This is a genomic window from Kribbella sp. NPDC031520 (genome assembly GCF_055580825.1).
The window spans coordinates 1,100,603-1,126,099 of record NZ_JBVIKS010000001.1; the positions used below are offsets into that span (position 1 = coordinate 1,100,603).

The following is a 25,497-nucleotide window of genomic DNA, read 5'->3' on the forward strand; positions in this document are numbered from 1 at the left end:
CAATAGGCTACATGATCCAGGCAAGCCTGTCCAATGGGGTCCAACAGTTTGCCGTCGGACCACCCTCTCCGTCAAGGACCGACCCGGGATCTCCAGCAGGTAGATCACCCACGAGACCTCCGGCGCCCCTCTGGTGCGGAGTCACCTAGAGGTTACAGTCCGGCGATCTCCTGGACCAGCCATTGACGGCCGTTTCGGACCATTGTGAATCGGGTCCGGTTCAGGTCCACCCGGGGACTACCCTTAGTGATCGTGCTGGTGGTCGTCTGGTTGACGAAGATGATCAGCGTGACCCGGTCGGCGTTGCCGTCGCGGACCGCCACCTCGCGGACGTCGGCCTTCACCGTGGCCTTGGTCTTGGTGGCCAGCTCGCCGGCCACCTTGGCGGTCTCGTCGAACTTCGCGGCGAAGTCGGGGGTCATCGTCGCCCGCGCCGCGGCGAAGCTTTTGTCCAGGTCACGGTAGTCGTAGCTGAGCGCGGTCTCGGCCGCCTTCCGGCCGGCCGCGGCCGCCTGGTCGCGGGCGTCCTCGGCCTCCTTGCCGTGCCAGGCCTTCACCCCGAGCACCGCGGCGACGGCCAGGGTCAGTACGACGACCACGCCGAGCGCGGCCGTCAGCGTGTTCCCGAGCCCGCGATTCTGGTCACTCTCCGTAGACGATTCCGGAGTGGGCGACGCGGTTGCTGCCTCGTTCTCCGGCTCCTCTGTGGCCGGGGTCACATCCTCGGGACGCTGCTCTTCGACCTCCGGCTCGACCTCTGGCTCGAGCTCTGGGGCGACCTCTGACTCGAGTCCTGGGTCGATGACGTTCGGTTCGTCAGGTTTCGCCGTACGACGCTGGCCTGCGATTCGGGGGCGGTTCCGTGAGCCCGGCATCAGCCCACCACCTGGAGGTCGGCGGTCAGCCAGCGGTTCTTCTCGCGGACCATGTCCAGCTTGATCCGGTACCGGCGTTCGGTCCCGGTGGCCGAGGCCGTGTTGGTCACCACCGCGTTCACGATCACCAGGACCTGGGCGGAGTCCTTGTCGTTCGACACCACGCCCGCCTCCTTGACGTCCCCCTTGGAGGTCGCCTTGTTCTGCACCACCTCGGTCCGGACCGCGTCGATCCCGGTCTGGAACTCCTGCTTGAACTGCCCGGTCGACTCGTCGATCACGCGCTGGAAGTCCGCGTCCGAGGTCTGGTAGTCGTACGTCGTGAAGTCCAGCGCGAGCTGCCGCGCCGCCTTCATCGCGCCGTCGCGCTCGGCGTCCTCCGCCCGCTGTTTGCGCAGCGCGACCACCGACAACGTCAGCCCGGCGAGTGCCACCACGAGCAACACGCTGAGCGCCCAGGCCAGCAGCAGCCGGCCGTTCCGTGCGATCACTGGCCGGTCACCGGTCCGAGAATGAGAGCCTTCCAGGAGTCGCTGCCGAGCAACTCCTGCTGTCCGCCGGTCGAGCCGAGCACCATCGACGGCATCCCGCCGGAGCCGCCCGCCTGGCCCGTCGCCGGGTCGTAGCCGACGCCGTACCCGATGCGGTTCAGGTACCGCGACGAGGGGGCCGGCTTGTTCTGTGAACCGCGGACGTTGATCCCGCTCGACGGGCTCGCCGTACAGCCCGCCTTGGTGTTCGCCGGGGTGGCCGTCACGTCCTGCGGCACCCGCTTGTCGGTGCCGCCGTACCCGGGCCGGCAGGCCGGCGGGCTGAGGCCGACGACCAGCCCGAAGTGCGCGTCGTAGTGCCCGGTGCCCGGGTCTTTCGCGGGTACGACGTACCCGCCCATCGCCGCCGCCGGGTACACCACCATCAGCTGTTCGACGGCATCCAGCCGGACCGCGGTCAGTTCGCTCACCGTCAGCAGGTTACCGAGCAGCACCGCGACGTCCGCGCTGTTGTCCCGGATCAGGCCGGTCAGCTGGGTGGACGCGAACGAGCCCTGGTCGACCACCGTACGCAGGTTCTTGTCCGAGGCCACCAGGGTGTCGGACAGCAGCGCGAGGTTCTTCGCCCAGGTCTTGATCGCGTCACCGCTGGCGACCTGGGTGGCCAGCACGGTGTCGCCGTCGTTGATCAGCTTGATCGTCTGCAGCACGTTCGCGTCCGCGTTGTCGATCAGCTTGCCGGAGCTGTCGATGATCTTCTGCAGGTCGGTGCCCTTGCCCTTCAGCGCCGCCCCGAGCTCGTGCACCGTCGTCCGCAGGCTCTCCTTGTCGACCGAGTTGACCAGCTGGTCGAGGTTCAGCAGCAGCTCGGTGGTGTCGATCGGTACGGCGGTGTCCTGGCGGGCGATCTTGGAGTTGTCCTGCAGGTACGGCGAACCGTCGCGGCGCGGCTGCAGGTCGACGTACTGCTCGCCGATCGCGGACCGGTTCGCGACCACCGCGAGCAGGTCGTTCGGGATCTTGAACTTCTTGTCGATCTCGAGGTTCACGTCGACGCCGTCGGGCAGCAGCTTGAGCTCGCCGACCCGCCCGACCGGCTGACCGCGGTACGTCACCTCGGCGCCGGAGAAGATCCCACCGGACTCGGCGAAGCTCGCGCTGACCGTGTAGTTCTTCTTCACCACCAGCTGGTCGACCTGTGCGTACCGGGCGCCGACGAAGGCGACGCCGACGACGGTGATCAGCAGGAACACCATCAGCTGGATCCGGACCGCTCTGGTGATCATGAGACCGCCCCCGGCATCAGTGCCCGGGCCAGGTCGGGATCGAACCCGGACCGCTTGAGCTGTGCAGAGCAGACCGGCAGCCCGAGCAGCGTGATGCAGGTCGTCGTGGTACCGGTCGGCACCGGAAGCGACGGCAGCACGGTGCCACCGGCGCCCGGACCGGTCGACAGGTGGAGCGGGAGGCTGATCCCGAGTGTCGGCAGCGCGGTCGGCCCGACCGTCGGCAGCTTCAGCCCGAGCAGGCCCTGGAGCGCCTTCTGGGTGTTGACGTCGAGCGTGATCCCGAGGTTGGTGTAGTCGCCCTTCGCGGCCCTGGCGGCCTGGTCAGGGAACGGATACGTGAACAGCAGCTCCAGCGACTTCGGCAGGTTCGCACCCGCTTCGGCCAGCTTGGTGAGCGTCGGGTACAGCGACTGCAGGTTCGCGACCAGGTCCTTCTGCGAGGAGGTGATCACCCGGGTCGCGGTGTTGCCGAGCGTGGCCAGCGCCTGCAGTGTCTTCACCAGCGCGGCCCGCTGCTGGTCGAGCGTCTTGATCGACTTCGGCAGCGAGTCGATCGCGGTCGCCAGCGTCGCCTTCTGCGCGTTCAGCTTCTTCGCCAGCGCGTCCACCGACTTGATCGCGGTGATGATCGTCGCCTTGTTCTGGTCCAACGTCCCGACGAACGTGTTCAGCTGGGTCAGCACACTGCGGATGGCGGGCTCGTTCCCGGTCAGGGCCTTGTTCAGCTCCTGGGTGATGATCTGCAGCTGGGCGACACCGCCGCCGTTCAGCAGCAGGGACAGCGCCGACAGGACTTCCTCGACCTCGACGTTGCTGGTCGTCCGGGACAGCGGGATCAGCTCGCCGTTCTCCAGCTTGCCGCGCGGCTGCTCCGACCCGGTCGGCCGGGACAGCGACACGAACTTCTCACCGAGCAGGCTGGTCTGGCGGATCGTGGCGTGCGTGTTGTCGGGCAGGTCCAGGCTCTTCGGCAGCTTGATCCGCACCTTGGCGACGTACCCGTCGAGCCAGACCTTCTGGACCGTGCCGACGGTGACGTCGTCGACCTTCACCGACGACTTCGGTACCAGGTCCAATACGTCGGCGAACTCGACGGTGACGGTGTACGACGGGCCCTTGATCTTCGCGCCACCGGGCAGCGGCAGCGAGTACACGGAGAAGTCGCACCCGGACAGCAGCATCGCGAGGGCGGCGACTCCGGCGACGAAAGAGGTACGGCGTCTCACTTGACCAGCCCCCCGAGCGTCGGGTCGACCGGGTCCGGCCTGTTCAGCGGGGGCTGCGGCGCGGGCGCCCACGGCGTACCGCCCGGGCCACCGCTGATCGGCGCGTTGGCACCGGTCAGCTGGGTGATCAGCGGCAGCTTCGCGAGCGCGTCGAGCACCGGCTTCAGCGCCGAGCACGTCGACATCGACTGGTTCGCCTGCAGCAGGATCGAGCAGATGAACGTCGCCGGGTCGTCCAGCTGGCCGGGGTTGATCCGCTGGTCCAGCGTGCCGAACTGCGGGTTGTAGATCCGGGCCAGGTTGCCGAGCCCGAGCGGCGCGGTGTCCAGTACCTCGGCGATCGCGGCCTTCTCCTTCACCAGGATCTGGGACAGCTGGGTGGCTTGGGAGACCGTTCCCTTGATCAGGGTGCGGTTGTCCCGGACGAACGTGCCGACCTCGGTCAGCGCGGTCGCCAGCATCGCCAGCGCGTTGCCCAGGTCCTTGCGCTCGGCGGCCAGCGTGGTCGAGGTCGCGGCGAAGTTCGCGTTGAACTGCCGGACCAGCCCGTCGTTCGCCGCCAGCGCGGACACGAACGTCTGCAGCTGCCGGATCGTGTTGAACAGCGCGGACGAGTTCCCCGACAGCGTGCTGGTCAGCTTCGACACGTCGGTGATCGTCTGGTTGATCTTCGCGCCCTGGCCGTTCAGGTTCTTCGCGGAGACGTCCAGCAGCCGGGACAGCGCGCCCTGGTCGTTCGCGCCCTTCGGGCCGAGCGCCACCGACAGGTCGTTCAGGCTCTGGTAGATCTGGTCCAGCTCCAGCGGTACCGCGGTCCGGTCGAGCGGGATCTCGGTGCCGTCGGCCATCACCGCGCCCTTGGAGTACGCCGGCGTCAACTGCAGGTACCGGTCCGCGACGATCGACGGCGACGCGATCACCGCCTTCGCGGTGGCCGGTACCTTGTTCTTCGCGTCCCACCAGAACTTCACCCGGACCGAACGGCCGGCCGGCGTGATGCTCTCCACCTCGCCGACCTTGATGCCGAGGATCCGGACGTCCGAGCCCGGGTAGATCGAGACCGCGCGCGGGAAGTACGCCGTCGCGGTCACCCGCTTCGGCTTCGGCCACAACGTGACTGCGCTGACCACGATGATCACCAGGACCACCGCCACCGCGATCAGCCGCGACAGTGCGTTCACCCGCATCAGCCGCCACCTCCCAGGATCGGTGGCAACCCGGTGGGCAGCACCTTGGGCAGCGGGATCTCCGGGACCGGCGCGAGGTTCTGCAGGTACGTGTCGAACCACGGCCCGGTGCCGAGCGTGTTGGTGAAGACCCGGACGAACGGCGCCAGGCCCTTCAGGCTCGCGTCCAGCGAGTTCTGGTTCTGCAGGAGGACCGCGAGCACCGCGTTCACCTTCTGCAGCGTCGGCGCGAGGTCCTTGCGGTTCTCCCGTACGAGTGCGGTGATCTGCGCGGACAGCGCCTGCGTCGACACCAGCAGCTGGTGGATCAGCACGCGCCGGGCCTGTACCGCCTGGAAGACCTTGTTGCCGTCCTTCATCAGCTTGATCAGCTGCTGGTTGCGGTCGGCAAGGACCTTGGTGACCACGTTCGAGTGCTGCAGCAGGAGCTTGAGCTGCTGGTCCCGGGCGGCGACGTTCCTCGAGAGCCGGGACAGGCCCGTCAGCGAGGCCTGCACCTCGTCGGGCGTGTTCTTGAACGTCGCCGACAACGTGTCCAGGGCCTTCGCCAGCTGCGCGGTGTTGATCCGCTCGGTCGTGTTCGCCAGGTCGGTGAACGCGTCGACCACGTCGTACGCCGAGATCGTCCGGTCCAGCGGGATCTCCGAGCCGGGCTTCAGCTGCCCCGAACCGGCCGGGTCGAGCTTCAGGTACTTCTGCCCGAGCAGCGTCTTGATCTTCATCTCGGCGCCGGTCTGGTCGCCGAGCTTGACGCCCTTGTCGACGACGAAGTCGACCCGGACGTGGGTGCCTTCGAGCACGACGTCGCGGACCTTGCCGACCCGGACCCCGGCCACCCGGATCTCGTCGTTCGCCTTCAGGCCGCCGGCCTCGGAGAACTGCGCGGAGTACTTCGTACCGCCGCCGATCAGCGGCAGGTCCTGCGCCTTGAACGCGGCCAGCATGATCAGCCCGATCACGGTCAGGCCGATGACGCCGATCGTCACCTGGTTCTGCTCCCGGAACGGCTTCACTTCTTGCACCTCGCCGAGTTGAGGTCGTACGAGACCGGGATGCGGGTGCCGGTCGGCAGCGTGACGTTGCCGTCGAAGTTGCACAGGTAGAAGTTGAACCAGGAGCCGTACGACGCCGTCCGGGTCATCGTGTTCAGCTTCTCCGGCATGAACTGCAGCGTCTTCACCCAGATCGACTGGGTGTCGTCGAGCGTGGTCGCGACCGTACGGAGCCGGTTCAGGTCGGCCTTGATCGGTACCCGGGTCTGCTGCAGCAGGCCGGCCGTCTTGGTGTTCAGCGAGTTGATCGACGTCAGCGAACCGAGGATCGGGTTGATGTCCTGGCTCAGGCCGGTGATGAACTGCTGCAGGTTGACCAGCAACTGGGAGAAGTTCTGCTGCCGCTGCGAGACGATCTGCAGGGTCGAGGTGAGGTTCGTGATCAGGTCGCCGATCACCTGGTCGGCGTCCGCGAGCGTGGTGGTCAGCGACGCGGTCTTGGCGAGCAGCGACTCGATCGTCCCGCCCTCGCCCTGCAGTACCTTGATCACCTCGAACGCGAACTGGTTCACGTCCGCCGGGGTGAGCGCGGTGAACAGCGGCTTGAAGCCGTTGAACAGTACGGACAGGTCCAGCGCGGGCGTCGTCCGCTCCTTCGGGATGATGCCGTTCTTCTTCAGCCGCGGGCCGCCGCCGACGCCGTCGGTGAGCGCGATGTACCGGTTGCCGACCAGGTTCCGGTAGCGCAGCGTGGCGTGCGTCGAGGTGTCCAGGACCTCGTTCGAGTCGACGCTGAACGTCACCATCGCCAGCGAGTCCTGGTACAGCTGGATCTTGTCGACCTGGCCGACCTTCACGCCGGCGATCCGGATGTCGTCGCCCTGGTTCAGCCCGACCGCGTCGGTGAACACCGCGCGGTACTTCGTGGTCGTGTTGAAGGTGATGTTCCCGATCGTCACCGCCAGCAGCGCGGTCGCGATCGTGGTGACCACGACGAAGATCCCGAGGCGGACGGTGTCGAGGGTGGTCTTCTTGTCGAAGAGGCTCATCTCAGATTCACCTGGCCTCCGCGCAGCAGCGGGCCGACCATCAGCGTGGTCAGGTCCGGTACGTCGTTCGGTGCGAGACCCATCTCCGGGCCGACGACCGCATCGACGACCCGCTGCTCGGCCGGCGTACCGACGCCCTGGGTGTCCATCGCGAACCCGGGCATCGCGCGGTTCAGTTGCAGGTTGAGCGGGAAGCGCTGGTTCTTGTTGTGGTCGCCGATCACGCCGTCGTCACCGGTCACGTACGGCGCCGGGTTCTCCTGGTTGTACGGGCCGGGCTTCTCCCCCGGGACGCTGTAGTTCCTGCCGACACAGGTCGGGCCGCGGTGGTCCTTGTACGCCGGGAGCTCGTTCGGCTCGTACGGCGTCGGCTGGTTGGTGATCAGCTCGAGGTTGATGTTCAGCCGGCCGTCGCGGAAGGTGTCGTTCAGCCGCGGCAAGGTGTCGGCCATCACCCCGAGGAAGCACGGGAACTCGGGCGAGTACTTCTCCAGCAGGTCCAGCACCGGGCGGCTCACCTGGCCGAGCCGGATCACCCGGTCCTCGTTCGCCTTCAGGAACGCGTCGCCGGTCGTCGACAGCTGCTGGACGTCGACGAAGAACGCCTGCAGTTGCTTCTCCTTCTCGACGACCGTGTTGCCGGTGATGGTCAGGTTGCGCAGGGCACGGACGAGGTCGGGTGTCACGTCGCCGTACAGGTCCGAGACCTGGCTGAGCTTGGCGAGCGCGTCCATCAGCTTCGGGATGCTCGGGTTCAGCTTCTTCAGGTACGCGTCGAGCTGGGTGAGGGTGCCGGCGATCTCGGTACCGCGGCCCTCGAGCGCGGTCGCGAGTGTGTTCAGCGTCGCGTTCAGGTCGGCCGGGTCAACCGCCTGGAGCAGCGGGAGCGCGTCGTTCAGCACCTTCTCGATCTCGATGCCGACCGCGGTCCGGTCCCGGCTGATCACGTCGCCGGCCTTGATGTGCGCGCCCTGCGGGCCGTTCGGCGGGACCAGGGCGACGTACTTCTCGCCGAACAGCGTCTTCGGCAGGATCCGGGCGCTCACCGCGGCCGAGATCTCGTCCACCTGGTCCGGCTTCAGGGCCAGGTCGACGGTCGCCTCGTCGCCGTCGGTGGAGACCTTGCGGACCTCGCCGACGATGATCCCGCGCAGCTTCACGTCCGCGTGCCTGTTCAGCTGCAGGCCGATGTGGCTCGTCTTCAGCTCGACGTCCACGGTCTTGACGAAGACCTTCGCGTAGAACGCGTACGTCAGCCAGAGCAGGAACACCAGTACGCCGATGAACGCGACGCCCAGCACCTTGTGCGAGATGAGTCGGGTCATCCGGCCAGCCTCACCGTGGTCGTCGTACCCCAGATGGCCATCGACAGCAGCAGGTCGACGACGTTGATGACGACGATCGACGTACGCACGGCCCGCCCGACGGCGACGCCGACGCCCGCGGGGCCGCCGGTCGCGTGGTACCCGTGGTAGCAGTGCACCAGGATGACCAGCACCGAGAACACCAGCACCTTGCCGAACGACCAGAGCACGTCCCCGGGTGGCAGGAACAGGTGGAAGTAGTGGTCGTACGTACCGGTGCTCTGCCCGTAGAAGGTGGTCACGGTCAGCCGGGTCGCGAAGTACGACGCGAGCAGGCCGACGACGTACAGCGGGATGACCGCGACCAGGCCCGCGATGATCCGGGTGGTGACCAGGAACGGCAGCGACGGGATCGCCATCACCTCGAGGGCGTCGATCTCCTCGCTGATCCGCATCGCGCCGAGCTGCGCGGTGAACCCGCAGCCGACGGTCGCGGCGAGCGCGATCCCGGCGATCAGCGGACCGATCTCACGGGTGTTGATGTACGCCGACACGAAACCGGCGAAGGCCGACGTACCGATCTGGTTCAGCGCCGAGTAGCCCTGCAGGCCGACCTCGGTACCGGTGAAGAAGGCCAGGAACGTGATCACGCCGACGGTGCCGCCGATCACGGCGAGCGCACCGGTGCCGAGCGTGACCTCGGCGAGCAGCCGGAGGATCTCCTTGCGGTACCGGGTGACGGACTTCCCGGACCAGGCCAGCGCCTTGATGTAGAACGCGAGCTGCTCGCCGAGCTTGTCGAGCGAGTTCAGCGGCTTCTTCACCAGGGTGTCCATCAGGGCCGACACGTCAGGCCCCCTTCGGCGGGACGAGCTGGAAGTAGATCGCCGTCATCGAGAAGTTCGCGACGAACAGCAGCATGAACGTGATCACGACCGACTGGTTCACCGCGTCGCCGACGCCCTTCGGGCCACCGCCCGCGTTGACACCCTTGTACGCCGCGACGACCGCGGCGATCGCCCCGAACACCAGGGCCTTCGCCTGGCCCTGCCACAGGTCTGGGAGATGCGCCAGAGCAGTGAAGGACGCGATGTAGCTGCCGGGCGTACCGTCCTGGAGCACGACGTTGAAGACGTAGCCGCCCATCACGCCGACGACGCTGACGAAGCCGTTCAGGAAGAACGCGACCAGCATCGTGGCCAGCACCCGCGGGACGACGAGGCGCTGGATCGGGTCGATCCCGAGCACCATCATCGCGTCCAGCTCCTCGCGGATCTTCCGGGAGCCGAGGTCCGCGCAGATCGCCGAGCCACCAGCCCCGGCGATCAGCAGCGCGGTCGCGATCGGCGACGCCTCCCGGACCACGGCCAGTACGGCGGCCGAACCGGTGAACGCCTGCGCGCCGAACTGCTTGATCAGGCCACCGACCTGCAGCGCGATCACCGCACCGAACGGGATCGCGACCAGCGCGGTCGGGATGATCGTCACGCTCGCCACGAACCACGCCTGCTGGAGGAACTCCTTCAGCTGGAACGGCCGCCGGAACATGGCCCGGAAGGTGTCGAGAGCAAACGCGAAGAGCGATCCTGCGTGCTTCAGCGGGGCGGTCGCAGATACGGTCACCTGGCCCCCACGGTCGAAGTGGCGAACGAGCCCGGTGGTGGGGTGATGCCGTTCTCCCGGCACCACTCGCCCGGTGGGCGCTGGGTCGGGCGGAGCATGCCGCTGCTGGGCAGCTGCTGGATCGGGATCGGCGGCAACGGCGGCAGTTCCTGGCCGCTCTCCCGGGCCAGCTCGTCGGCGTCCTTCTCCTCGGACATGCCGATCGGGCCGATCATCTGCGCGTTCAGGAACTGCCGGATGACCGGCTCCTCGCTGGACAGCAGCATCTCCCGCGGGCCGAACATGGCCAGGTGCCGGTGGTACAGCATGCCGATGTTGTCCGGCACGGTCCGCGCGGTGTTGATGTCGTGCGTGACGATCAGGAAGGTGGCGCCGAACGCCTCGTTCAGGTCGATCATGACCTGGTTCAGGAACGACGTACGGACCGGGTCCAGACCGGAGTCGGGTTCGTCGACGAGCAGGATCTCCGGGTCCAGGACGAGCGCGCGGGCCAGGCCCGCTCTTTTGCGCATACCGCCGGAGATCTCGCCGGGCAGCTTCCGCTCGGCGCCGACCAGGCCGACCATCTCCATCTTCTCCATCACGATGGAGCGGATGTCGGACTCGGACTTCTTGGTGTGCTCGCGCAGCGGGAAGGCGACGTTGTCGTACAGGTTCATCGAGCCGAACATCGCGCCGTCCTGGAACAGCACGCCGAACAGCCGGCGTACCTCGTACAGCTCGCGCTCGCTGCAGGTGGCGATGTCGGTGCCCTCGATGAAGACATGCCCGCGGTCCGGCTTGATCAGGCCGATCAGCGTCTTCAGGAACACGGACTTGCCGGTACCGGAAGGACCGAGCATCACGCAGATCTCACCGGCCGGCAGGGTCAGGGACACGTCGCCCCAGATCAGCTGGCTGCCGAAGGACTTGGTGAGACCTTCGACGCGGACTTCTACGCCCACCGGCCCTCCTCACGGGATGTCTGCTGGTCCCCGACCGACGACGTTATGCCGTCCCAACGACGGGGCAGTGGCCTAGGTTACGCACGAGTACGGTTTTGCGTAACCCCTAGCTGTCAAGCGATTGCGATCGCGATCCTAGCGAGACCGAACGTCAGAAGGGCGGCCCCTTAGCGGGAACCGCCCTTCTCTACACATTCGTTACGCTCCTTGACAGAACGTAACTGAGGTCACTTCAGGGTGACGGTGGCGCCGGCGCCCTCGAGGGCCTCCTTGGCCTTCTCCGCGGCAGCCTTGTCGACCTTCTCCAGGACGGCCTTCGGGGCCGACTCGACGAGGTCCTTGGCCTCCTTCAGGCCGAGGCTCGTGAGACCGCGCACCTCCTTGATGACCTGGATCTTCTTGTCGCCGGCCGACTCGAGGACGACGTCGAACTCGTCCTGCTCGGCGGCCTCCTCGGCAGCGCCACCGGCGCCACCGGCTGCCGGAGCAGCGGCAACGGCGACCGGGGCGGCGGCGGTGACGCCGAACTCCTCCTCGAACGCCTTAACGAACTCCGACAGCTCCAGCAGGGTCAGTTCCTTGAACTGGCCGAGGAGCTCTTCGGTGCTGAGCTTCGCCATGATGGCGGTCCTTCCTGACAAAATGTTGCTTGGTGATCACTGATGGGGTGTTACGTGAGATGCCTCAGCTGTCCGCTGCGGCGGTCTCCTCGGTGCTCGCCTCGGCAGGTGCCTCGACCGTGTCCTGGACCTCGTCCTGGACCGCTGCCGGAGCAGCGTCGGCCGGTAGCTTGTCCTGCAGCGCCGCGAACAGGCGCGCGGCCTGCGACAGCGGAGCAGCGAACAGCGACACCGCTTGCTGCGGGGCCGCCTTCATCGCACCTGCGAGCTTCGCGAGGAGGACCTCACGCGACTCCAGGTCAGCGAGCTTGTTGATCTCGTCAGAGCCGAGTGCCTTACCGTCCAGCACTCCACCCTTGATGACGAGCAGGGGGTTCGCCTTGGCGAAGTCCCGCAGACCCTTGGCCGCAACCACCGGGTCGCCCTTGATGAAGGCGATTGCCGAGGGGCCTTCGAGCAGGCTGTCGAACGAGTCGACGCCGGCGTCCTTGGCCGCGATCTTGGTCAGCGTGTTCTTCACCACGGCGTAGTTCACGTCGTCACCGAGCGAAACTCGAAGCTGCTTGAGCTGCGCAACGGTGAGACCGCGGTACTCGGTCAGCACGGCGCCGTTGGAACTACGGAACTCGTCCGTCAGCTCCGCGACAGCGGCTGCCTTGTCCGGCCTCGCCATGGGGGTCTCCTTCTATCGGCTTCCACGCCTCGGACCCCTGAAAAGAAGAAACACCCCTGCGCAGGCGCAAGGGCGTGAAACATACTGTGTCACTTCCAAGTCACCTGCGCGGGCCGCCCACCTGAGTGGGACCTTCAGCTACCTAGGGCAGCGACCAGCGGTCTTCGGCAGTAGACAGTGTGCCTGCTGGACACCTGCTTTATCAAATCCGTTGCGGATGGGGTGGGATCCAGCGGTGCATCGCGGTGGCCGCGGCCCATCCCGTGCCCGCCATGATGACGATCGCCGGCGCCAGTCCGAGCACCGCCGTAGCCCCCGCGAGCAGCAACGGCCCAGCACCGTTCCCAGTGTCCGCGAACAGCCGGAACGCCCCCAGGAACTGCGCCCGCCCGACCGGCGGCGACGCATCCGCCCCCAGCGTCATGATCACCCCGGCGCCCAATCCGTTCCCGATCCCCATCAGCAACGCCACCGCGGTCAGGGTCACGGTCGTATGCGTCAACGGCAGCAGCAAGTGCGCCAACCCCAGCACAGCCATCGACGGTACGGCGACCCACTTCCGCCCGAGCCGATCCATCACGGACCCAGCTGGATAGAACAGCAGCATGTCCACCGCACCGGACAGCCCGAAGATCACACTGGTCGTCTGCGGATCCAGCCCGATGTGCAACGCCCAGAGGGGAATCACCACCTGCCGCGACGCACGCACAGCGCCGACAAGGAGTGCCCCGACGCCAAGGGTCCGCAGTACCGGGAAGTGGTCGCGGATGACAACCCAGGTGGATTGGGCAGCCACGGGGCCTCGGCTACGCCGGTGCTCTACGTCCGGGAGGCTCAGCAGGACGCCACAGGCCAGTAGTGCGGCTACCAGGTGCACCCAGTACGCACCGTCCGTACCGAGGAACCTCATCGCGCCCGCACCGAGGAACGGACCGATGAACGACCCGATGCGCTGTACACCGCCAAGCGTCGACAAGGCCCGTGCTCTGAGTTCAACAGGCACCGCCTCACTCAGATAGGCCTGCCGGGCAAGGCCCCAGACCGCACCGGCCAGTCCGGTGCAGCCGATAGCAATGGCCAAGCCCCAGACATTAGGGACGACCAGACAGGCTGCCAGAGCAAACGAAACGAAGACCGTGGCCGCCAGCATCGCGCTGCGTTCACCGATCCGGTTCGTCAACGCACCTGCCGGGATGTCACCGATCACCTGCCCAAGACCGGCTGCCGCAACGACCAGACCTGCTACAGCGACCGACGCACCGAGGTGGGTGGCCGAGAGCGCGACAACCGGCGCGATAGCGCCTTGTCCGATCCCGTAGAGCAGTGCAGGCAGATAAACAGCAGGTGCGATCTTCCAGAGACTCCGGGCCTGTGACATCACCGGCCGCCGGCCAGCGCCGTACTGCGGTCCCGGGTGGCTGGGGTGGCTCCCAGCAACTCCGACACCGACCAGGCACCTTCGGCGACCCTCATCCCGAACTCCTCCATCCGCTCCACCGGCATCCGCATCTCGGGGCCGGACACACTCAGACAACCGGCGACCTGGCCGGAGTAGCCGAACACCGGTGCGGCCACGCTGCAGATCCCCGCGGTCCGCTCGGTCCGTGACATCGCGTAGCCGCGCCGCCGGATCTCCGCGAACTGCTGCGCGAGCACCTCCGGGTCCGTGATCGTTGCCGGCTGCACCTTCTCCAGCGGGCCTTTCAGAACCTCCTGCTGCCGCTCGAACGGCAAGAACGCCAGCAACGCCTTCCCCGGCGCCCCCTGCGGCAAGGCGACCGGCAGGCCGAACTCGGTGTACGTACGGCGCAACTGGTGGAAGCTCTCGACCTGGTCCAGGACGACGCGCTGCCCTGACGGCAACAGCTCGTGCACGGCCGCGGTCTCGCCTGTGTCATCGCGGAGTGCACGCAGCACCGGCAGGGCCGCGTCGCGCAGACCGGCCGGAATCCCACCACTGTGCGCCAACTGCACAACCAGCGGCCCGATCGCGTACCGCCGATGAGCCGTCTGCCGGACCAGCCCGTTCTCCTGCATCGCCAGCAACAACCGATGCACGGTGCTCGTCGACAACCCCGTCGCGCGGGCCAGGTCACTGATCCCGAGATCCGGGGTCCGCGCGTCGAAGCAGCGCAGGATCGCCACGGCCCGGTCGATCGACTGAACCGAACCACGCGCTTCCTGCATGGTGAAACCATATCCCGCAATACGGGAAACCTGTCGAGGTAGTGTCCAGCCGGTGAGCATCACCGCCTCCTGGACCCAGCTCGACCACTGGCTCGCGCAACATGCTCCGGCGACATACGCCGTACTCGCTCCGCCCGCCACCTCCGCAGACCTGCAGAGCGCGCCGGAGCTGCCATCCGAGCTCGTCGAGTCGCTGAGCTGCCACAACGGCGTGACGGCCTGGGCCAACCTCCTGCCCGAGGCGTTGCCGTCGAGTGCGGCCCAGATTGCCGAGAACTGGCAACTGCGGATGGACCTGGCCGAGGACTACGTCGTCGCCGACCCTGCCTCGGAGCCCTACTGGCATCCGGCATGGATCCCGTGGGCGGACAGTGACGGTGACCTGCAGGTCATCGACCTACGGCCGGGCCCGTCGCGCGGGCGGCTGGGGATGGCGGCTCACGACGGGGTCGGGGAATTCACGGCCTCGTGGCCGGACCTCGGGACGTACCTCGCGGAGGTGGTGCACTCGCTGCACCACGGCACCGGCGTCAACGGCTGGTACCCGTACCTCACCACCCGCCAGGAGCTCTGGTGGGATCGCGGCCCGGACCAGCGGAGCGTGAACGACGAGCCGCTGGTCCGCGTACCACTGAAGAACTAACTGAGGACAGCCAGGGCGTCGATCTCGACCAGCATGTCCGGGAGGGGGAGGCCGGTGAAGACGGTGGTGCGGGACGGCAGGACGCCGCTCGGGGTGCGGGTGGAGACGAAGTCGGCGTAGGCCTCGTTCATCGCGGCGAAGTCCTCGCGCTGGGTGAGGTACACGCGCAGCATCACCACGTCGTCGATGCTCGCGCCGCCGGCCTTCAGGATGGCCTCGATGTTCTGCAGGACCCGAGTGGTCTGGCCCTTCACGTCACCGGCGAAGACGAAGTCGCCGCTGGCCGGGTCGACCGAGCCCTGACCGGACACCTGCAGGATGTTGCCCTTGCGGACGCCCTGCGAGAACACGGGCATCGGCGGCGGCGCGTCGGTCGTGGACACTGCGCTCTTGTCGGACATGAGACCTCTCACTTGTAGTCGGCACTGATCGCGTTCGCGGTGGCGAGCAGGTCTGGCAGCAGCTCGAGCACCTGCTCATAGTTCAGCAGTACGTCGGGCACGGACAACGACACGGCCCCGACAACGCGGCCTGTGGCGTCCTTGAGCGGCGCACCGATGCAGTTGATGAACGACTCGTGCTCGGCCTTGTCCTGCGCCCAGCCGCGTTCCTTGGTGGTCAGCAACTCGTCCCGCAACCGGTCCGGGTCGGTGATCGTGTTCGGCGTGTAGGCCTTGTAGTCCAGCGTCGCGAGCACCGCCTCCCGCTGCCGCTTCGGCTGCGCTGCCAGCAGCACCTTGCCAACCGCGGTGCAGTGCAGAGCGGCCGGTACGCCGACCTGCGAGTACATGCGCACCGAGCGCACACTGTCGAGCTTGTCGACGTAGATGACCTCACCGTTCTCCCACGCCGCCAGGTGGACCGTCTGACCGGTCTTCTGGTTCAGCTCCCGCAGATGCGGTGCAGCAACCTGCCGTACGACCTGTTGCTCGCGCGCGACGTCCGCGAGAGCGAACAACCGCGAGCCGAGGCGATACCTGTGCGACGCGTCCCGCCGTACGAACCGGTCGGCCTCCATGGTGCGCAGCAACCGCAGCACGGTGGTCTTGTGTACGCCGAGCTCGGCGGCCAACTGGTCCAGCGACCGCTCGCCCTCACCAAGACTTGTGAGGATCTGCAGCGCCCGGGCGAGGCTCTGACTCATGCCGCACCGATCTTCGTCGCCGCCCACTCCTCGTCGGTGGCGTTCAGCAACCGCTCCCGCTCAGCCACGGCCGGAGGCGGCGCATGATCCTCGGGCCTCGTCAACACCGCCGCAGCCGAGAGATGCCCCAACCGCAAGCGCTGCACCATGGACAACCCCTGCAAGGTCCCGGCGAGGAAACCCGCCGCAAACGCATCCCCCGCTCCAACCGTCTCCACCACTTCTACAGACAGCGCTGGGACCTCAGTGCGCCCACCCGGCTCGAGAACAATCGCCCTATGAGCGTCGTCCTTCACCACTAACACAGGAACCTTTAGCAGCTCGTACAACTCATCTGCATCCCCTGTACCAGCGAAGACCTCAGCCTCGTCCGCACCGATCAGCACGATGTCAGCAGCCTTCAGCAACCGCCACAACGGCTCCGGATCCCGCTCCCGCCACAACACCGGCCGCCAGTTCAGGTCGACGCTCAGCAAGAACTCCCGCGGCTCAGTGGCCAGCCGCTCCAACATGTCCGAGCTGGACGAAGAGATAGCCGCAGTAATACCGGTGGTGTGCACCAGCTTCGCCTGCGACAACCGCTCACGTACGTCAGGCCGGTCCAAGAACGAGGGCTCCATCGCAGCAGCAGCCGATCCGGTCCGGTAGTACTGCATCCGGGACCGCCCGCCGTCGGACTCCTTCACGTACAGCGCCGTCGGCCGTACCGGGTCCAGCTCCACTCCGCCGACGTCGACGCCGCGCGCCTGCAGGTCCCGCAGTACGTGCTGACCGAAGCCGTCGTCGCCCAGCCGTGAGATCCACCCGGTCGGTACGCCGAGTGCGGCCAGCCCGCCGGCCACGTTGCACTCCGCACCGCCGACCGACCGCCGGAACACCTCGACGTCCGACAGCGGTCCGGCGCCGCCCGAAAGCATGATCATCGCTTCGCCCACGCAGATGGCGGCCGTCTCGGGCATCGGCGCTCCTGGGTGAGGTGATGGGATAGGGCGTGCGTTGACGCGACTTCGGCCGCGATGTTACAACCGACGAGTCAGAATACGCAATCAGCGTTGCGTATTCTGCAATCCCGAACCCCAGGGGGTCTGATGCCTGCGTACGATGCCGACGCTGTTGCCGCTCTTGCCGACCAGCAGGTGAGCTGGCGGGACAAGGCGTTGCCGCCCGGTTTCTGGGGCCGGACCGTCGCGGAGATCCTGGCCGACAAGCCCCGGCTGTCCCAGCTCCCGACTCCGCTGATGACGCTCTCGGCGGCCGGCCTGCGGCACAACGTGGACACCTTGGCGACCTGGTGCACGCGGCACGGCGTGGAGCTCGCGCCGCACGGCAAGACCACGATGGCGCCCGCGCTCTGGGCCATGCAGCTGGACGCCGGCTCTTGGGCGATCACGCTCGCCAACGCGTTCCAGCTCGGCGTCGCCCGCGCGTACGGCGTCCAGCGGGTGCTGATCGCCAACGCGGTCATCTCCCCGCTGCAGCTGCGCTGGATCGCCGACGAGCTCGCGGCCGACCCCGCCTTCGAGGTCTCGGTCTGGGCGGACTCGGTTCGTACCGTCGAGATCATGGAGGCGGCGCGCTCGGCGTACGTCGGCCCGGACGCCCGCCCGCTCGACGTGATGGTCGAGGTCGGCGGGATCGGCGGGCGGACGGGCGCCCGCGACCTGGAGACCGCCCTCGCCGTCGGCCAGGCGATCAAGGACGCGCCGACGCTCCGGCTGGCCGGTGTCGCCGGGTACGAGGGCGCCATCGGGCACGGCGTCGACGAGGCGAACCTCGAGGAGGTCCGCGCGTACCTGCGGGACCTGGCCGGCGTCCACCACCGGCTGCGCCCGCTGTACGACGCGGACGTCGTACCGATCGTCAGCGCGGGCGGTAGTCAGTACTTCGAGCAGGTCGCGAAGGTGCTCGCGTCGGAGGCCGGTGACGGCGCCCGGGTGGTACTGCGTTCCGGTGCGTACATCTCCCACGACGACGGCCTGTACCGGCGGGTGTCGCCGCTCGGGGAGCACCCGCGGACGGACGGCGAGCAGCTCGTGGCCGCGATGCACGGCTGGATCCGGATCACCTCGCAGCCGGAGCCGGGCCTGGCGATCTTCGACGCCGGGCGACGCGACTTCCCGTTCGACCAGGACTGGCCGGAACCGCAGCTGATCCGGCCGCGCTCCTCCTCCGACTCGGACGTTCTGGCCGCCACCGGGATGACGGTCACCAATCTGAACGACCAGCACGGTTTTCTGCACTTCACGGACGTACCGGTGGTGATCGGCGATGAACTCCGGGTCGGGCTGTCACACCCGTGTACTGCTTTCGACAAGTGGGGCCTGATCCCGGTCGTCGACGACGCGGATGCGGCCGACCCGGTCGTGGTCGACCTGGTGCGGACGTTCTTCTGAGATGCTCACCATCACGGGTGCGCTGATCGTCGACGGCTCCGGCTCGCCGGGCTACCACGCGGACGTGGCCGTCGACGCCGGCCGGATCGTGGCCATCGGCAACGATCTCCCGGCCGCGGAGCGTACGATCGACGCGGACGGGCTGGTGCTGTCGCCCGGCTTCATCGACATGCACGCGCACTCGGACCTGCAGATCCTGGTGAACCCGGACCACACCGCGAAGGTCAGCCAGGGCGTCACGCTCGAGGTGCTCGGCCAGGACGGGCTGTCGTTCGCACCGATCGACGACCCGACCCGGGCCGTCGTACGGCGCCAGATCGCCGGCTGGAACGGCGAGCCCGACGACTTCGACTTCTCCTGGTCGACCGTCGCCGGATACCTCGACCGGCTCGACCAGGGCATCGCGTGCAACGCGGCGTACCTGGTCCCGCAGGGCACGTTGCGGATGATGGTCGTTGGCACCTCCAACCGTCCGGCGACGGCGGACGAGCTGACCCGGATGAAGCAGCTGCTCGCCGACGGGCTGCGGGACGGGGCGGTCGGGATGAGCAGCGGGCTGACGTACACGCCGGGCATGTTCGCCGACACCGACGAGCTGGTCGAGCTGTGCTCCGTCGTCGCCGAGTACGGCGGGTACTACGCACCGCACCAGCGCTCGTACGGCAAGGGCGCACTCGAGGCGTACGGCGAGATGATCGAGGTCGCCCGCCGCTCGGGCTGCGCCTTGCACCTGACCCACGCGGTGATGAACTTCGCGCCGAACGCGGGCCGTGGGGCGGAGCTGGTCGAGATGATCGACAAGGCGCTGGCGGCCGGCGTCGACGTCACCACCGACACCTACCCGTACTTGCCTGGGGCAACCACCCTGTCCGCGGTGCTGCCGAGCTGGACCGCCGAGGGTGGACCCGACGCGCAGCTCGCCCGGCTCCGCGATCCGGCCGCGCGCGAGCGGATCACGTACGAACTCGAACAGGTCGGCACCGACGGCTGCCACGGCTGCGTGGTCGAGTGGGACACGATCGAGATCGGCGGCGTGCGCAATCAAACGCTGTCGGAAGCGGTCGGGAACACCATCGCCGCTCTTTCCGCGCGTTCCGGGAAGCCGGCCGCCGACGTGTTCTACGAGATCCTGCTCGCCGACGACCTGGCCACGTCGATCCTGCAGCACGTCGGCCATGAGGAAAACGTACGCACGATCATGCGGCACCCGTCGCACACCGGCGGCTCGGACGGAATCCTGGTCGGCGGCAAACCACATCCGCGCTCGTGGGGCACCTTCCCGCGGTACCTCGCCCGCTACGTCCGCGAGCTCGGCGTCCTCGAGCTCGCCGACTGCGTCCACCACCTCACCGGCCGCCCCGCCCGCCGGCTCCGGCTCACCGACCGCGGTCTGGTCCGCGAGGGATACGCCGCCGACCTCGTCCTGTTCGACCCGGACACGGTTCGCGACGCGGCCACCTTCCCGGAACCCCGGCAGCCGGCCGAGGGCATCCCGTACGTACTCGTCAACGGCGTACCCGTCATCGACGAGGGCCACCGCACCGACGCCCGCCCCGGCCACGCCGTACGGCGAACCGAAAGGAACCCCCTGTGAACACCCTGGACCTGCTGCGTGCCGACCGGGTTCTGACCGTGGTCCGCGCCCCGGAGATCTCCGACGCCCGCGACCTCTGCGCCGCGTTGGTTGCCGGCGGCATCCATGTCGTCGAGCTCACGTACACCACGCCGGAGCTTCCCCGGCACCTCGAGCGCGCTGCCGCCACCGCCGCCGAGACGGGTGCGGTCGTCGGCGCCGGTACGGTGCAGACCGGCGACCAGGCCACGCAGGCGATCAACGCCGGCGCCCAGTTCCTCGTCACCCCCGGTCAGGGCCCGGAGGCGGCCGCGATCGCCGAGGCCGCGCGCGCAGCCGGCGTCCCGGTCGTCCTCGGCGCGTTCACGCCGTCCGAGGTGATGACCGCGCTCGCGCTCGGTTCCACCGCGGTGAAGATCTTCCCGGCGCACCAGCTCGGCCCGAAGTACTTCAAGGACCTCAACGGCCCGTTCCCCGGCGTACCGCTGATCCCGTCCGGCGGCGTCAACGCCGGCAACGCGCGCGACTTCATCGACGCCGGAGCACTGGCGGTCAGCGCCGGCACCGACGTCGTCTCCCCCGCCGACGTGGCCGCCGCGAACTGGGACGCGATCACCACCAAGGCGAAGGCGTTCTGCGCGGCTATTGCACCGTGATGCTCCCGTAGCTGCTGCGCAGATACAGGTGATGGGGGGCCGTCGGGTTGCTCGGGACGCTCAGGTCGGTGGACCCCTGCGCGGCGACCGCGTCGATCGCGTACGTCGTCGTTCGCGGCACCTGCACCAGGATCGACCCGTCGCTCGACGTCGCCGACACCTGATCCGGCGATTTGTCGAAGATCATCGTGATCGAACCGCGCTGCGTGTCCACCGAGACCTGAGGGCTCCGCAGCTGCGCCATGTCGACCGAGCCGTCGCTGACGCTCACCGTCAGCGGGGCCGCCACCCCGGCCACGTCGACCGAGGCCCCTTCGACCTTCGCCTTGACCGCGGCGGCGGCCGGCACGTCCACGGTCAGGTCGACGTTGCAGTGGGAGTCCGGGCACGTCGTACGGATGACCAGCTCCCGTCCCACCGTCGAGATCCGGACGTCCGGCTTCTGCGCCGCGTACGAACCGTCGACGGTGACGTGCACCTGACCGTCGAAGCTCGGCTCCACCTGCGTCGACACGTCGGACGTGATCTGCACCCCGTCGGCGGCCGGTACGTACGCGGCCGAGTAGTTGTACGGCAACTTCCCGGGGATCGTCGCGATCGTCACCGCCGCCGCACCCACGACAACCGCGAGCATCGGCAGCAACCCCACCAGAAGCATCGTGCGCTGAGCTCTGGTCATGGGGCCTCCCGGTCTGGACTGAGGAGCGAAGCGACCGGAGCGACGAGGGAAGACCGGGAGTTCCAGCCCCATGACCCGCCGCGACGGAGTCGCGGCATCAGCACCGTCATTTACGTCCCCAGGTATCTGAGGACGGCGAGCACGCGGCGGTGTTCGCCGTCGGTCGGCGACAGCTGGAGCTTCAGGAAGATGTTGCTGATGTGCTTCTCGACCGCGCCTTCACCGACGACGAGCGCCTGCGCGATCCCGGCGTTCGACTTCCCCTCCGCCATCGCGCGCAGAACGTCCTGCTCCCGTGGGCTCAGCACAGCCAGCGGATCCACCTTCCGGGACCGCACCAGCAGCTGCGAGATCACCTCCGGGTCCAGCGCCGCGCCACCGTCCGCGACCCGGCGCAGCCCGTCGATGAACTGGTCCACGTCCGCGACCCGGTCCTTCAGCAGGTACCCGACGCCGCCCGGGTTCCCGCCGATCAGCTCGCTCGCGTACCGCTCCTCGACGTACTGCGACAGCACCAGCACACCGACGTCGGCGTACTGCTCGCGGATCACCAGCGCCGCCCGCAGTCCTTCGTCGGTGAACGTCGGCGGCATCCGTACGTCGACCACGCAGACGTCCGGGCGCTGCGCCTCGACCGCCTTCAGCAACGCGTCGCCGTCGCCGACCGCCGCGACCACCTCGCAGTCCTGCTCCTCGAGCAGCCGCACGATCCCCTCGCGCAGCAGCACCGAGTCCTCGGCGATCACGACCCGCATCCGTTGAACCTCCTCAGCCACAGGGCACCTCCGCGATCAGCGTCGTGCCGCCGCCCGGTGGACTGTCCACCGTCAGCCGTCCGTCCACGCCGGCCACCCGATCGGACAGCCCGCGCAATCCACTGCCTCCCGTCGGATCGGCACCCCCGCGGCCGTCGTCCCGCACCTCGACCCGCAGTACGTCGCCCGCCCGCGTCACCCGGACCTCCACCGAGGCGGCGTCGGCATGCTTGGCGACGTTCGTCAGCGCCTCGGTCACGACGAAGTACGCGATCGACTCGATCGTCAACGAGGGCCGGGGTTGTACGTCCACGCTCAGCCGGACCGGTACCACCGAGCGGGCCGCGACCGCCGACAGCGCCGCGTCCAGCCCGCGGTCGGTCAGTACCGGCGGGTGCAGGCCGCGGGTCAGGTCGCGGATCTCGGTGATCGCCTGCATCGCCTCCGAGTGCGCTTCGTCGATCAGCTGCCGGACCGCCGGATCCCTGTCGCCGAGCCGGTTCTTCGCCCGGCCGAGCGTCATCGCCAGCGACACCAGCCGCTGCTGGGCACCGTCGTGCAGGTCGCGCTCCATCCGCCGCCGCTCGGCCTCGACCGAGTCGACCACCTGCTGCCGGCTCTGCACCAGCTGATGCACCCGCTCGGCGAGAACGCCGGACTCCGACGGCCCGAGCAGCTCCTTCACCAGCCAGCCGTCGAACGCCGACGCGGCCCGCACGATCAATGGCGAGACGAAGAAGAGGAAGAGCGCCGCGATCACCGCGACCACCGAAGCGCGCGTCGTCGAGTCGATCGTGAACGGCCCGAGCTGCGCCTGTCCCGCGGCGAAGTGCCAGTAGTACGCCGGCAGCGCGATCAGCACCGGCGGGATCGACCAGGCGACCACCACGGCGAAGATCCAGACGGTTGCCAGCAGCAACAGTGCGACGTAGTACCCGAACTGCCGCCACAGGCCGGGGTCGTTGATCGCCTGCCGCGCGTCCTCCCGCCGCGAACCGGTCCGCGGCGGGGGCAACAGCGCCGTCACCTGCTGACCGCGGGTGATCCGGGCCCGGGCCCGCTCCCAGCCGGCGATGCCGTAAACCGATCGGTTGGCCCAGACGCTGAGCGGGATCCCGATCGCCGCGAACGGCAGCCCGAGCAGGACCACGATCGTCGCGCACAGCACCAGTACGCCCGAGGTCAGTACGACCACCGAGTCGCCCAGGATGTGGATCGTTGCCAACCACAAGTACGGCGACCGCCAGAGCCGCCAAGGTGTCCGGGGAACCGGATTCGCTGCAACGCTCATCCGGATCACCTCCCCGTTGCTCGCGGTCACAACTTACGTGGTCGGCCGCCCGGGCGGCATGAGGACATCCCACCGAACCCGCCGGGGGTTATCCCCACCCCGGTTCGTGGGCTGACCGGACTGCGCCGGAAGGCGCTCGCCGGAAGGCTTGATGACATGACGACGACAGCTACTTTCCCCGGCAAGATCGGTTTGGACCAGAAGCTCGGCGACGCGATCGACGACCGCGTAGCCGACGCCCTCGAGGACTACATCACCGAGGGCCGGCTGGACGGCCGGATCCGTCCCCGCCGCTCCCCCGGCGGCCTGGCCGCGATGGTAGCGGCCGGTGTCGCGGCCGTGCTCCTCCCGTGGTGCCTGATCCTCGCGGCCACGCTGCCGAGCACCTATCAGGCCGGCCACTGGAAGGTGACCTGGATCGGCCTCGACTGCGCGACCGCGATCGCCGCGGGTCTCACGGCGTACCTGCTGCACAAGCGCAACCGGTACGCCACCCTGACCGCGATGGCGGCCGGCACGCTGCTGGTGGCCGACGCCTGGTTCGACGTCAGCACCGCAGCGGCCGGCTTCGACCGGACCCTCTCACTGACCGAGGCGCTCCTGCTCGAGCTGCCACTGGCTGTGTGCGCGTTCGTGGTCGCGGCCCGCGAGCTCAGGCGCTGATCAGCTCCAGCACCGGGCCTTCGTGCAACGCGCGGTAGACCTTGTCCCGCAGGACATTCGCCTCCGCGTCGGTGAGCGTACGGTCCACCGGTCGCAGGACCAGCCTGACCAGCAGGTTCCGCTGCCCCGGGGTCAGCTGGAGCCGGTCACGGGCACTCGTCGGCAAGTCGTCGTACGACGTTTCGCCCAGCACCTCCAGCGACTCCGCGGCATCCGCGTCCGGGCCCAGCGCGGCCCGGACCTTGTCGCCGAGTACTTCGTCCGACACGTCCGCCGCCGCGTCCACCACGACCGACAGGTCCCGGCGTACCGGCGGCATCGACGAAACGGCCTTGTAGGGCAGGAGATCCAGCATCTGCTCGGCCACCCGCGGGTCGGTGGACCGGAGCAGCCGGATGTCGCGGATTCCCTTCCGGAGCATCACCAACCGGTCCAGACCCGAACCCATCGCCAGTCCGGTCCAGCTCTCGTCCAGCCCGGCGAGCCCCAGTACGTGCGGCGCCGCGACTCCACACTCGCCGATCTCGATCCACTGGTCGTCGAGCAGTACGTCGATCTGCCGGCCGTGGATCGTGTACGGGTGCACGGCCGGGACCGTACGGTACGTCTGGCCCGGGAGGACGGTGTCGACCAGCCGGGCGATCATCTCCTCCAGCTCCGGTTCGCCGAGCGTCACGTTGCGGCTGAGCCGCCACAGGTCGAGCTGGTGCGGCGTACCGGTGTGCTGCCAGTCGACTGAGTCGCGGCGGTAACAGATGCCGGCGCAGATCATCAGTACGTCGGACGCGTCCGAGCTCGCCAGCTCGCGGAGCGCGGGCGGGATCATCGCCGAGGTGTGACTTCGCAGTACGTCGGTGTCCGAGACGTAGCGCGTGTAACGGGCCTCGCGGGTGACGGCGTCGGGCGCGTAGCCGAGGTTGTCGTAGTTGTCGGTGAGCGGTACGACGGGATGGTCGCGGCGGGTCCAGATCTCGGTGTACGGCCAGACCTTTTCGAGCGCGGTCCGGATCGCGTCGACGACGAGCTGGATCGCGTGCGGGCCTTGGGCCGGATCGCTGAGATCGCGGAGTTTCAGGGCGGCGTGCAGTTCTTCAAGAGACATGACAGACATGAGTGCTTCTCCAGGATGACGGTCTCGACGGGGGATCCACCCCGGTCGGCCGCGGTCACCTCAGGAGAGAGCGCACCAGCAGCTCACCCCGTCGGCACCGTCGTGCCGGCCGGGGCGCAGAAATCGCTG

Annotated in this window: 27 protein-coding genes; 5 read left to right on the forward strand and 22 right to left on the reverse strand. The window is 68.2% G+C overall.

The features are described from left to right. Positions 1 to 152: 152 nt before the first annotated feature. The 15 genes from ACZ5BU_RS05490 to ACZ5BU_RS05560 form a co-directional block, all read right to left on the reverse strand. Positions 153 to 875 carry a hypothetical protein gene (locus ACZ5BU_RS05490; protein ID WP_465695749.1) on the reverse strand — a complete coding sequence of 241 codons (723 nt, stop codon included), beginning with the start codon at positions 873 to 875 and terminating at the stop codon, positions 153 to 155. Further along, complete coding sequence (locus tag ACZ5BU_RS05495) at positions 875 to 1,366, reverse strand: hypothetical protein (protein ID WP_465695751.1); 492 nt, start codon at positions 1,364 to 1,366, stop codon at positions 875 to 877. Before ACZ5BU_RS05495 ends, ACZ5BU_RS05490 begins: the two co-directional genes overlap by 1 nt. Next, positions 1,363 to 2,652, reverse strand: coding sequence for an MCE family protein (locus ACZ5BU_RS05500; RefSeq protein WP_465695752.1), 1,290 nt, complete (start codon positions 2,650 to 2,652; stop codon positions 1,363 to 1,365). Before ACZ5BU_RS05500 ends, ACZ5BU_RS05495 begins: the two co-directional genes overlap by 4 nt. Continuing rightward, entirely contained in the window at positions 2,649 to 3,881 is a 1,233-nt protein-coding gene (locus tag ACZ5BU_RS05505) for an MCE family protein (RefSeq protein WP_465695753.1), read from the reverse strand. The genes ACZ5BU_RS05500 and ACZ5BU_RS05505 overlap by 4 nt, the downstream gene beginning before the upstream one ends. Further along, a complete protein-coding gene (locus ACZ5BU_RS05510; RefSeq protein WP_465695755.1) occupies positions 3,878 to 5,068 on the reverse strand; it encodes an MCE family protein in 1,191 nt (396 codons plus the stop codon). The genes ACZ5BU_RS05505 and ACZ5BU_RS05510 overlap by 4 nt, the downstream gene beginning before the upstream one ends. Next, a complete protein-coding gene (locus ACZ5BU_RS05515; protein ID WP_465695756.1) occupies positions 5,068 to 6,081 on the reverse strand; it encodes an MCE family protein in 1,014 nt (337 codons plus the stop codon). Before ACZ5BU_RS05515 ends, ACZ5BU_RS05510 begins: the two co-directional genes overlap by 1 nt. Next, entirely contained in the window at positions 6,078 to 7,109 is a 1,032-nt protein-coding gene (locus tag ACZ5BU_RS05520) for an MCE family protein (RefSeq protein ID WP_465695757.1), read from the reverse strand. Before ACZ5BU_RS05520 ends, ACZ5BU_RS05515 begins: the two co-directional genes overlap by 4 nt. Next, positions 7,106 to 8,434, reverse strand: a complete 1,329-nt coding sequence (locus ACZ5BU_RS05525; protein WP_465695759.1) for an MCE family protein — start codon at positions 8,432 to 8,434, stop codon at positions 7,106 to 7,108. The genes ACZ5BU_RS05520 and ACZ5BU_RS05525 overlap by 4 nt, the downstream gene beginning before the upstream one ends. Next, positions 8,431 to 9,249: an MlaE family ABC transporter permease gene (locus ACZ5BU_RS05530; RefSeq protein ID WP_465696715.1), complete on the reverse strand. Its 819-nt coding sequence runs from the start codon at positions 9,247 to 9,249 to the stop codon at positions 8,431 to 8,433. The genes ACZ5BU_RS05525 and ACZ5BU_RS05530 overlap by 4 nt, the downstream gene beginning before the upstream one ends. 13 nt (positions 9,250 to 9,262) lie before the next feature. After that, positions 9,263 to 10,036 carry an MlaE family ABC transporter permease gene (locus ACZ5BU_RS05535; protein WP_344191616.1) on the reverse strand — a complete coding sequence of 258 codons (774 nt, stop codon included), beginning with the start codon at positions 10,034 to 10,036 and terminating at the stop codon, positions 9,263 to 9,265. After that, the gene (locus tag ACZ5BU_RS05540; RefSeq protein WP_465695761.1) at positions 10,033 to 10,980 is read right to left on the reverse strand and encodes an ABC transporter ATP-binding protein; all 948 of its coding nucleotides are present in this window, start codon (positions 10,978 to 10,980) and stop codon (positions 10,033 to 10,035) included. Before ACZ5BU_RS05540 ends, ACZ5BU_RS05535 begins: the two co-directional genes overlap by 4 nt. A gap of 227 nt (positions 10,981 to 11,207) precedes the next feature. After that, complete coding sequence (gene rplL / locus ACZ5BU_RS05545) at positions 11,208 to 11,600, reverse strand: 50S ribosomal protein L7/L12 (RefSeq protein ID WP_387653370.1); 393 nt, start codon at positions 11,598 to 11,600, stop codon at positions 11,208 to 11,210. A 64-nt stretch (positions 11,601 to 11,664) separates the two neighbouring features. Then, positions 11,665 to 12,273 carry a 50S ribosomal protein L10 gene (gene rplJ / locus ACZ5BU_RS05550; protein ID WP_344191610.1) on the reverse strand — a complete coding sequence of 203 codons (609 nt, stop codon included), beginning with the start codon at positions 12,271 to 12,273 and terminating at the stop codon, positions 11,665 to 11,667. Positions 12,274 to 12,475: 202 nt separating this feature from the next. Then, on the reverse strand, positions 12,476 to 13,651 hold the full coding sequence (locus ACZ5BU_RS05555) for an MFS transporter (protein WP_465695763.1): 1,176 nt from the start codon (positions 13,649 to 13,651) through the stop codon (positions 12,476 to 12,478). Then, positions 13,651 to 14,460 carry an IclR family transcriptional regulator gene (locus ACZ5BU_RS05560; RefSeq protein WP_465695764.1) on the reverse strand — a complete coding sequence of 270 codons (810 nt, stop codon included), beginning with the start codon at positions 14,458 to 14,460 and terminating at the stop codon, positions 13,651 to 13,653. The genes ACZ5BU_RS05555 and ACZ5BU_RS05560 overlap by 1 nt, the downstream gene beginning before the upstream one ends. A 52-nt stretch (positions 14,461 to 14,512) precedes the next feature. Here ACZ5BU_RS05560 and ACZ5BU_RS05565 point away from each other — a divergent pair, with 52 nt between their 5' ends. Then, on the forward strand, positions 14,513 to 15,103 hold the full coding sequence (locus ACZ5BU_RS05565) for an SMI1/KNR4 family protein (RefSeq protein WP_465695766.1): 591 nt from the start codon (positions 14,513 to 14,515) through the stop codon (positions 15,101 to 15,103). Here ACZ5BU_RS05565 and ACZ5BU_RS05570 read toward each other — a convergent pair. Genes ACZ5BU_RS05570 through ACZ5BU_RS05580 form a run of 3 tightly spaced genes read right to left on the reverse strand, consistent with a single transcriptional unit; the run spans position 15,100 to position 17,206 of the window. Next, positions 15,100 to 15,504, reverse strand: coding sequence for a RidA family protein (locus tag ACZ5BU_RS05570; RefSeq protein ID WP_465695769.1), 405 nt, complete (start codon positions 15,502 to 15,504; stop codon positions 15,100 to 15,102). The genes ACZ5BU_RS05565 and ACZ5BU_RS05570 overlap by 4 nt on opposite strands. An 8-nt stretch (positions 15,505 to 15,512) precedes the next feature. Beyond that, complete coding sequence (locus ACZ5BU_RS05575) at positions 15,513 to 16,247, reverse strand: IclR family transcriptional regulator (RefSeq protein ID WP_465695770.1); 735 nt, start codon at positions 16,245 to 16,247, stop codon at positions 15,513 to 15,515. Further along, a complete protein-coding gene (locus tag ACZ5BU_RS05580; protein WP_465695771.1) occupies positions 16,244 to 17,206 on the reverse strand; it encodes a sugar kinase in 963 nt (320 codons plus the stop codon). Before ACZ5BU_RS05580 ends, ACZ5BU_RS05575 begins: the two co-directional genes overlap by 4 nt. A gap of 129 nt (positions 17,207 to 17,335) precedes the next feature. Between ACZ5BU_RS05580 and ACZ5BU_RS05585 the strand changes: the two genes are divergently transcribed. Genes ACZ5BU_RS05585 through ACZ5BU_RS05595 form a run of 3 tightly spaced genes read left to right on the forward strand, consistent with a single transcriptional unit; the run spans position 17,336 to position 20,869 of the window. Next, on the forward strand, positions 17,336 to 18,640 hold the full coding sequence (locus tag ACZ5BU_RS05585) for a type III PLP-dependent enzyme domain-containing protein (RefSeq protein ID WP_465695773.1): 1,305 nt from the start codon (positions 17,336 to 17,338) through the stop codon (positions 18,638 to 18,640). Between the two features lies 1 nt (position 18,641). Then, on the forward strand, positions 18,642 to 20,234 hold the full coding sequence (locus ACZ5BU_RS05590) for an N-acyl-D-amino-acid deacylase family protein (protein WP_465695774.1): 1,593 nt from the start codon (positions 18,642 to 18,644) through the stop codon (positions 20,232 to 20,234). Further along, on the forward strand, positions 20,231 to 20,869 hold the full coding sequence (locus ACZ5BU_RS05595; RefSeq protein WP_465695775.1) for a bifunctional 4-hydroxy-2-oxoglutarate aldolase/2-dehydro-3-deoxy-phosphogluconate aldolase: 639 nt from the start codon (positions 20,231 to 20,233) through the stop codon (positions 20,867 to 20,869). The genes ACZ5BU_RS05590 and ACZ5BU_RS05595 overlap by 4 nt, the downstream gene beginning before the upstream one ends. On the opposite strand, the gene ACZ5BU_RS05600 is transcribed toward ACZ5BU_RS05595, so the two are convergent. From ACZ5BU_RS05600 to ACZ5BU_RS05610, 3 genes are all read right to left on the reverse strand, one after another. Next, a complete protein-coding gene (locus ACZ5BU_RS05600; protein WP_465695777.1) occupies positions 20,856 to 21,548 on the reverse strand; it encodes a DUF4097 family beta strand repeat-containing protein in 693 nt (230 codons plus the stop codon). The genes ACZ5BU_RS05595 and ACZ5BU_RS05600 overlap by 14 nt on opposite strands. 110 nt (positions 21,549 to 21,658) lie before the next feature. Beyond that, positions 21,659 to 22,303 carry a response regulator transcription factor gene (locus ACZ5BU_RS05605; protein ID WP_465696716.1) on the reverse strand — a complete coding sequence of 215 codons (645 nt, stop codon included), beginning with the start codon at positions 22,301 to 22,303 and terminating at the stop codon, positions 21,659 to 21,661. A gap of 13 nt (positions 22,304 to 22,316) precedes the next feature. After that, entirely contained in the window at positions 22,317 to 23,594 is a 1,278-nt protein-coding gene (locus ACZ5BU_RS05610; RefSeq protein WP_465695778.1) for a sensor histidine kinase, read from the reverse strand. A 156-nt stretch (positions 23,595 to 23,750) separates the two neighbouring features. Between ACZ5BU_RS05610 and ACZ5BU_RS05615 the strand changes: the two genes are divergently transcribed. Then, positions 23,751 to 24,257, forward strand: coding sequence for a hypothetical protein (locus ACZ5BU_RS05615; RefSeq protein ID WP_465695779.1), 507 nt, complete (start codon positions 23,751 to 23,753; stop codon positions 24,255 to 24,257). Here the strand turns inward: ACZ5BU_RS05615 and srmL are convergent. After that, positions 24,247 to 25,368 (reverse strand): PheS-related mystery ligase SrmL, encoded by a 1,122-nt coding sequence (gene srmL / locus ACZ5BU_RS05620; protein WP_465695781.1) that lies wholly within the window; start codon positions 25,366 to 25,368, stop codon positions 24,247 to 24,249. The two genes, ACZ5BU_RS05615 and srmL, sit on opposite strands and share 11 nt — an antisense overlap. Positions 25,369 to 25,497 lie beyond the last annotated feature (129 nt).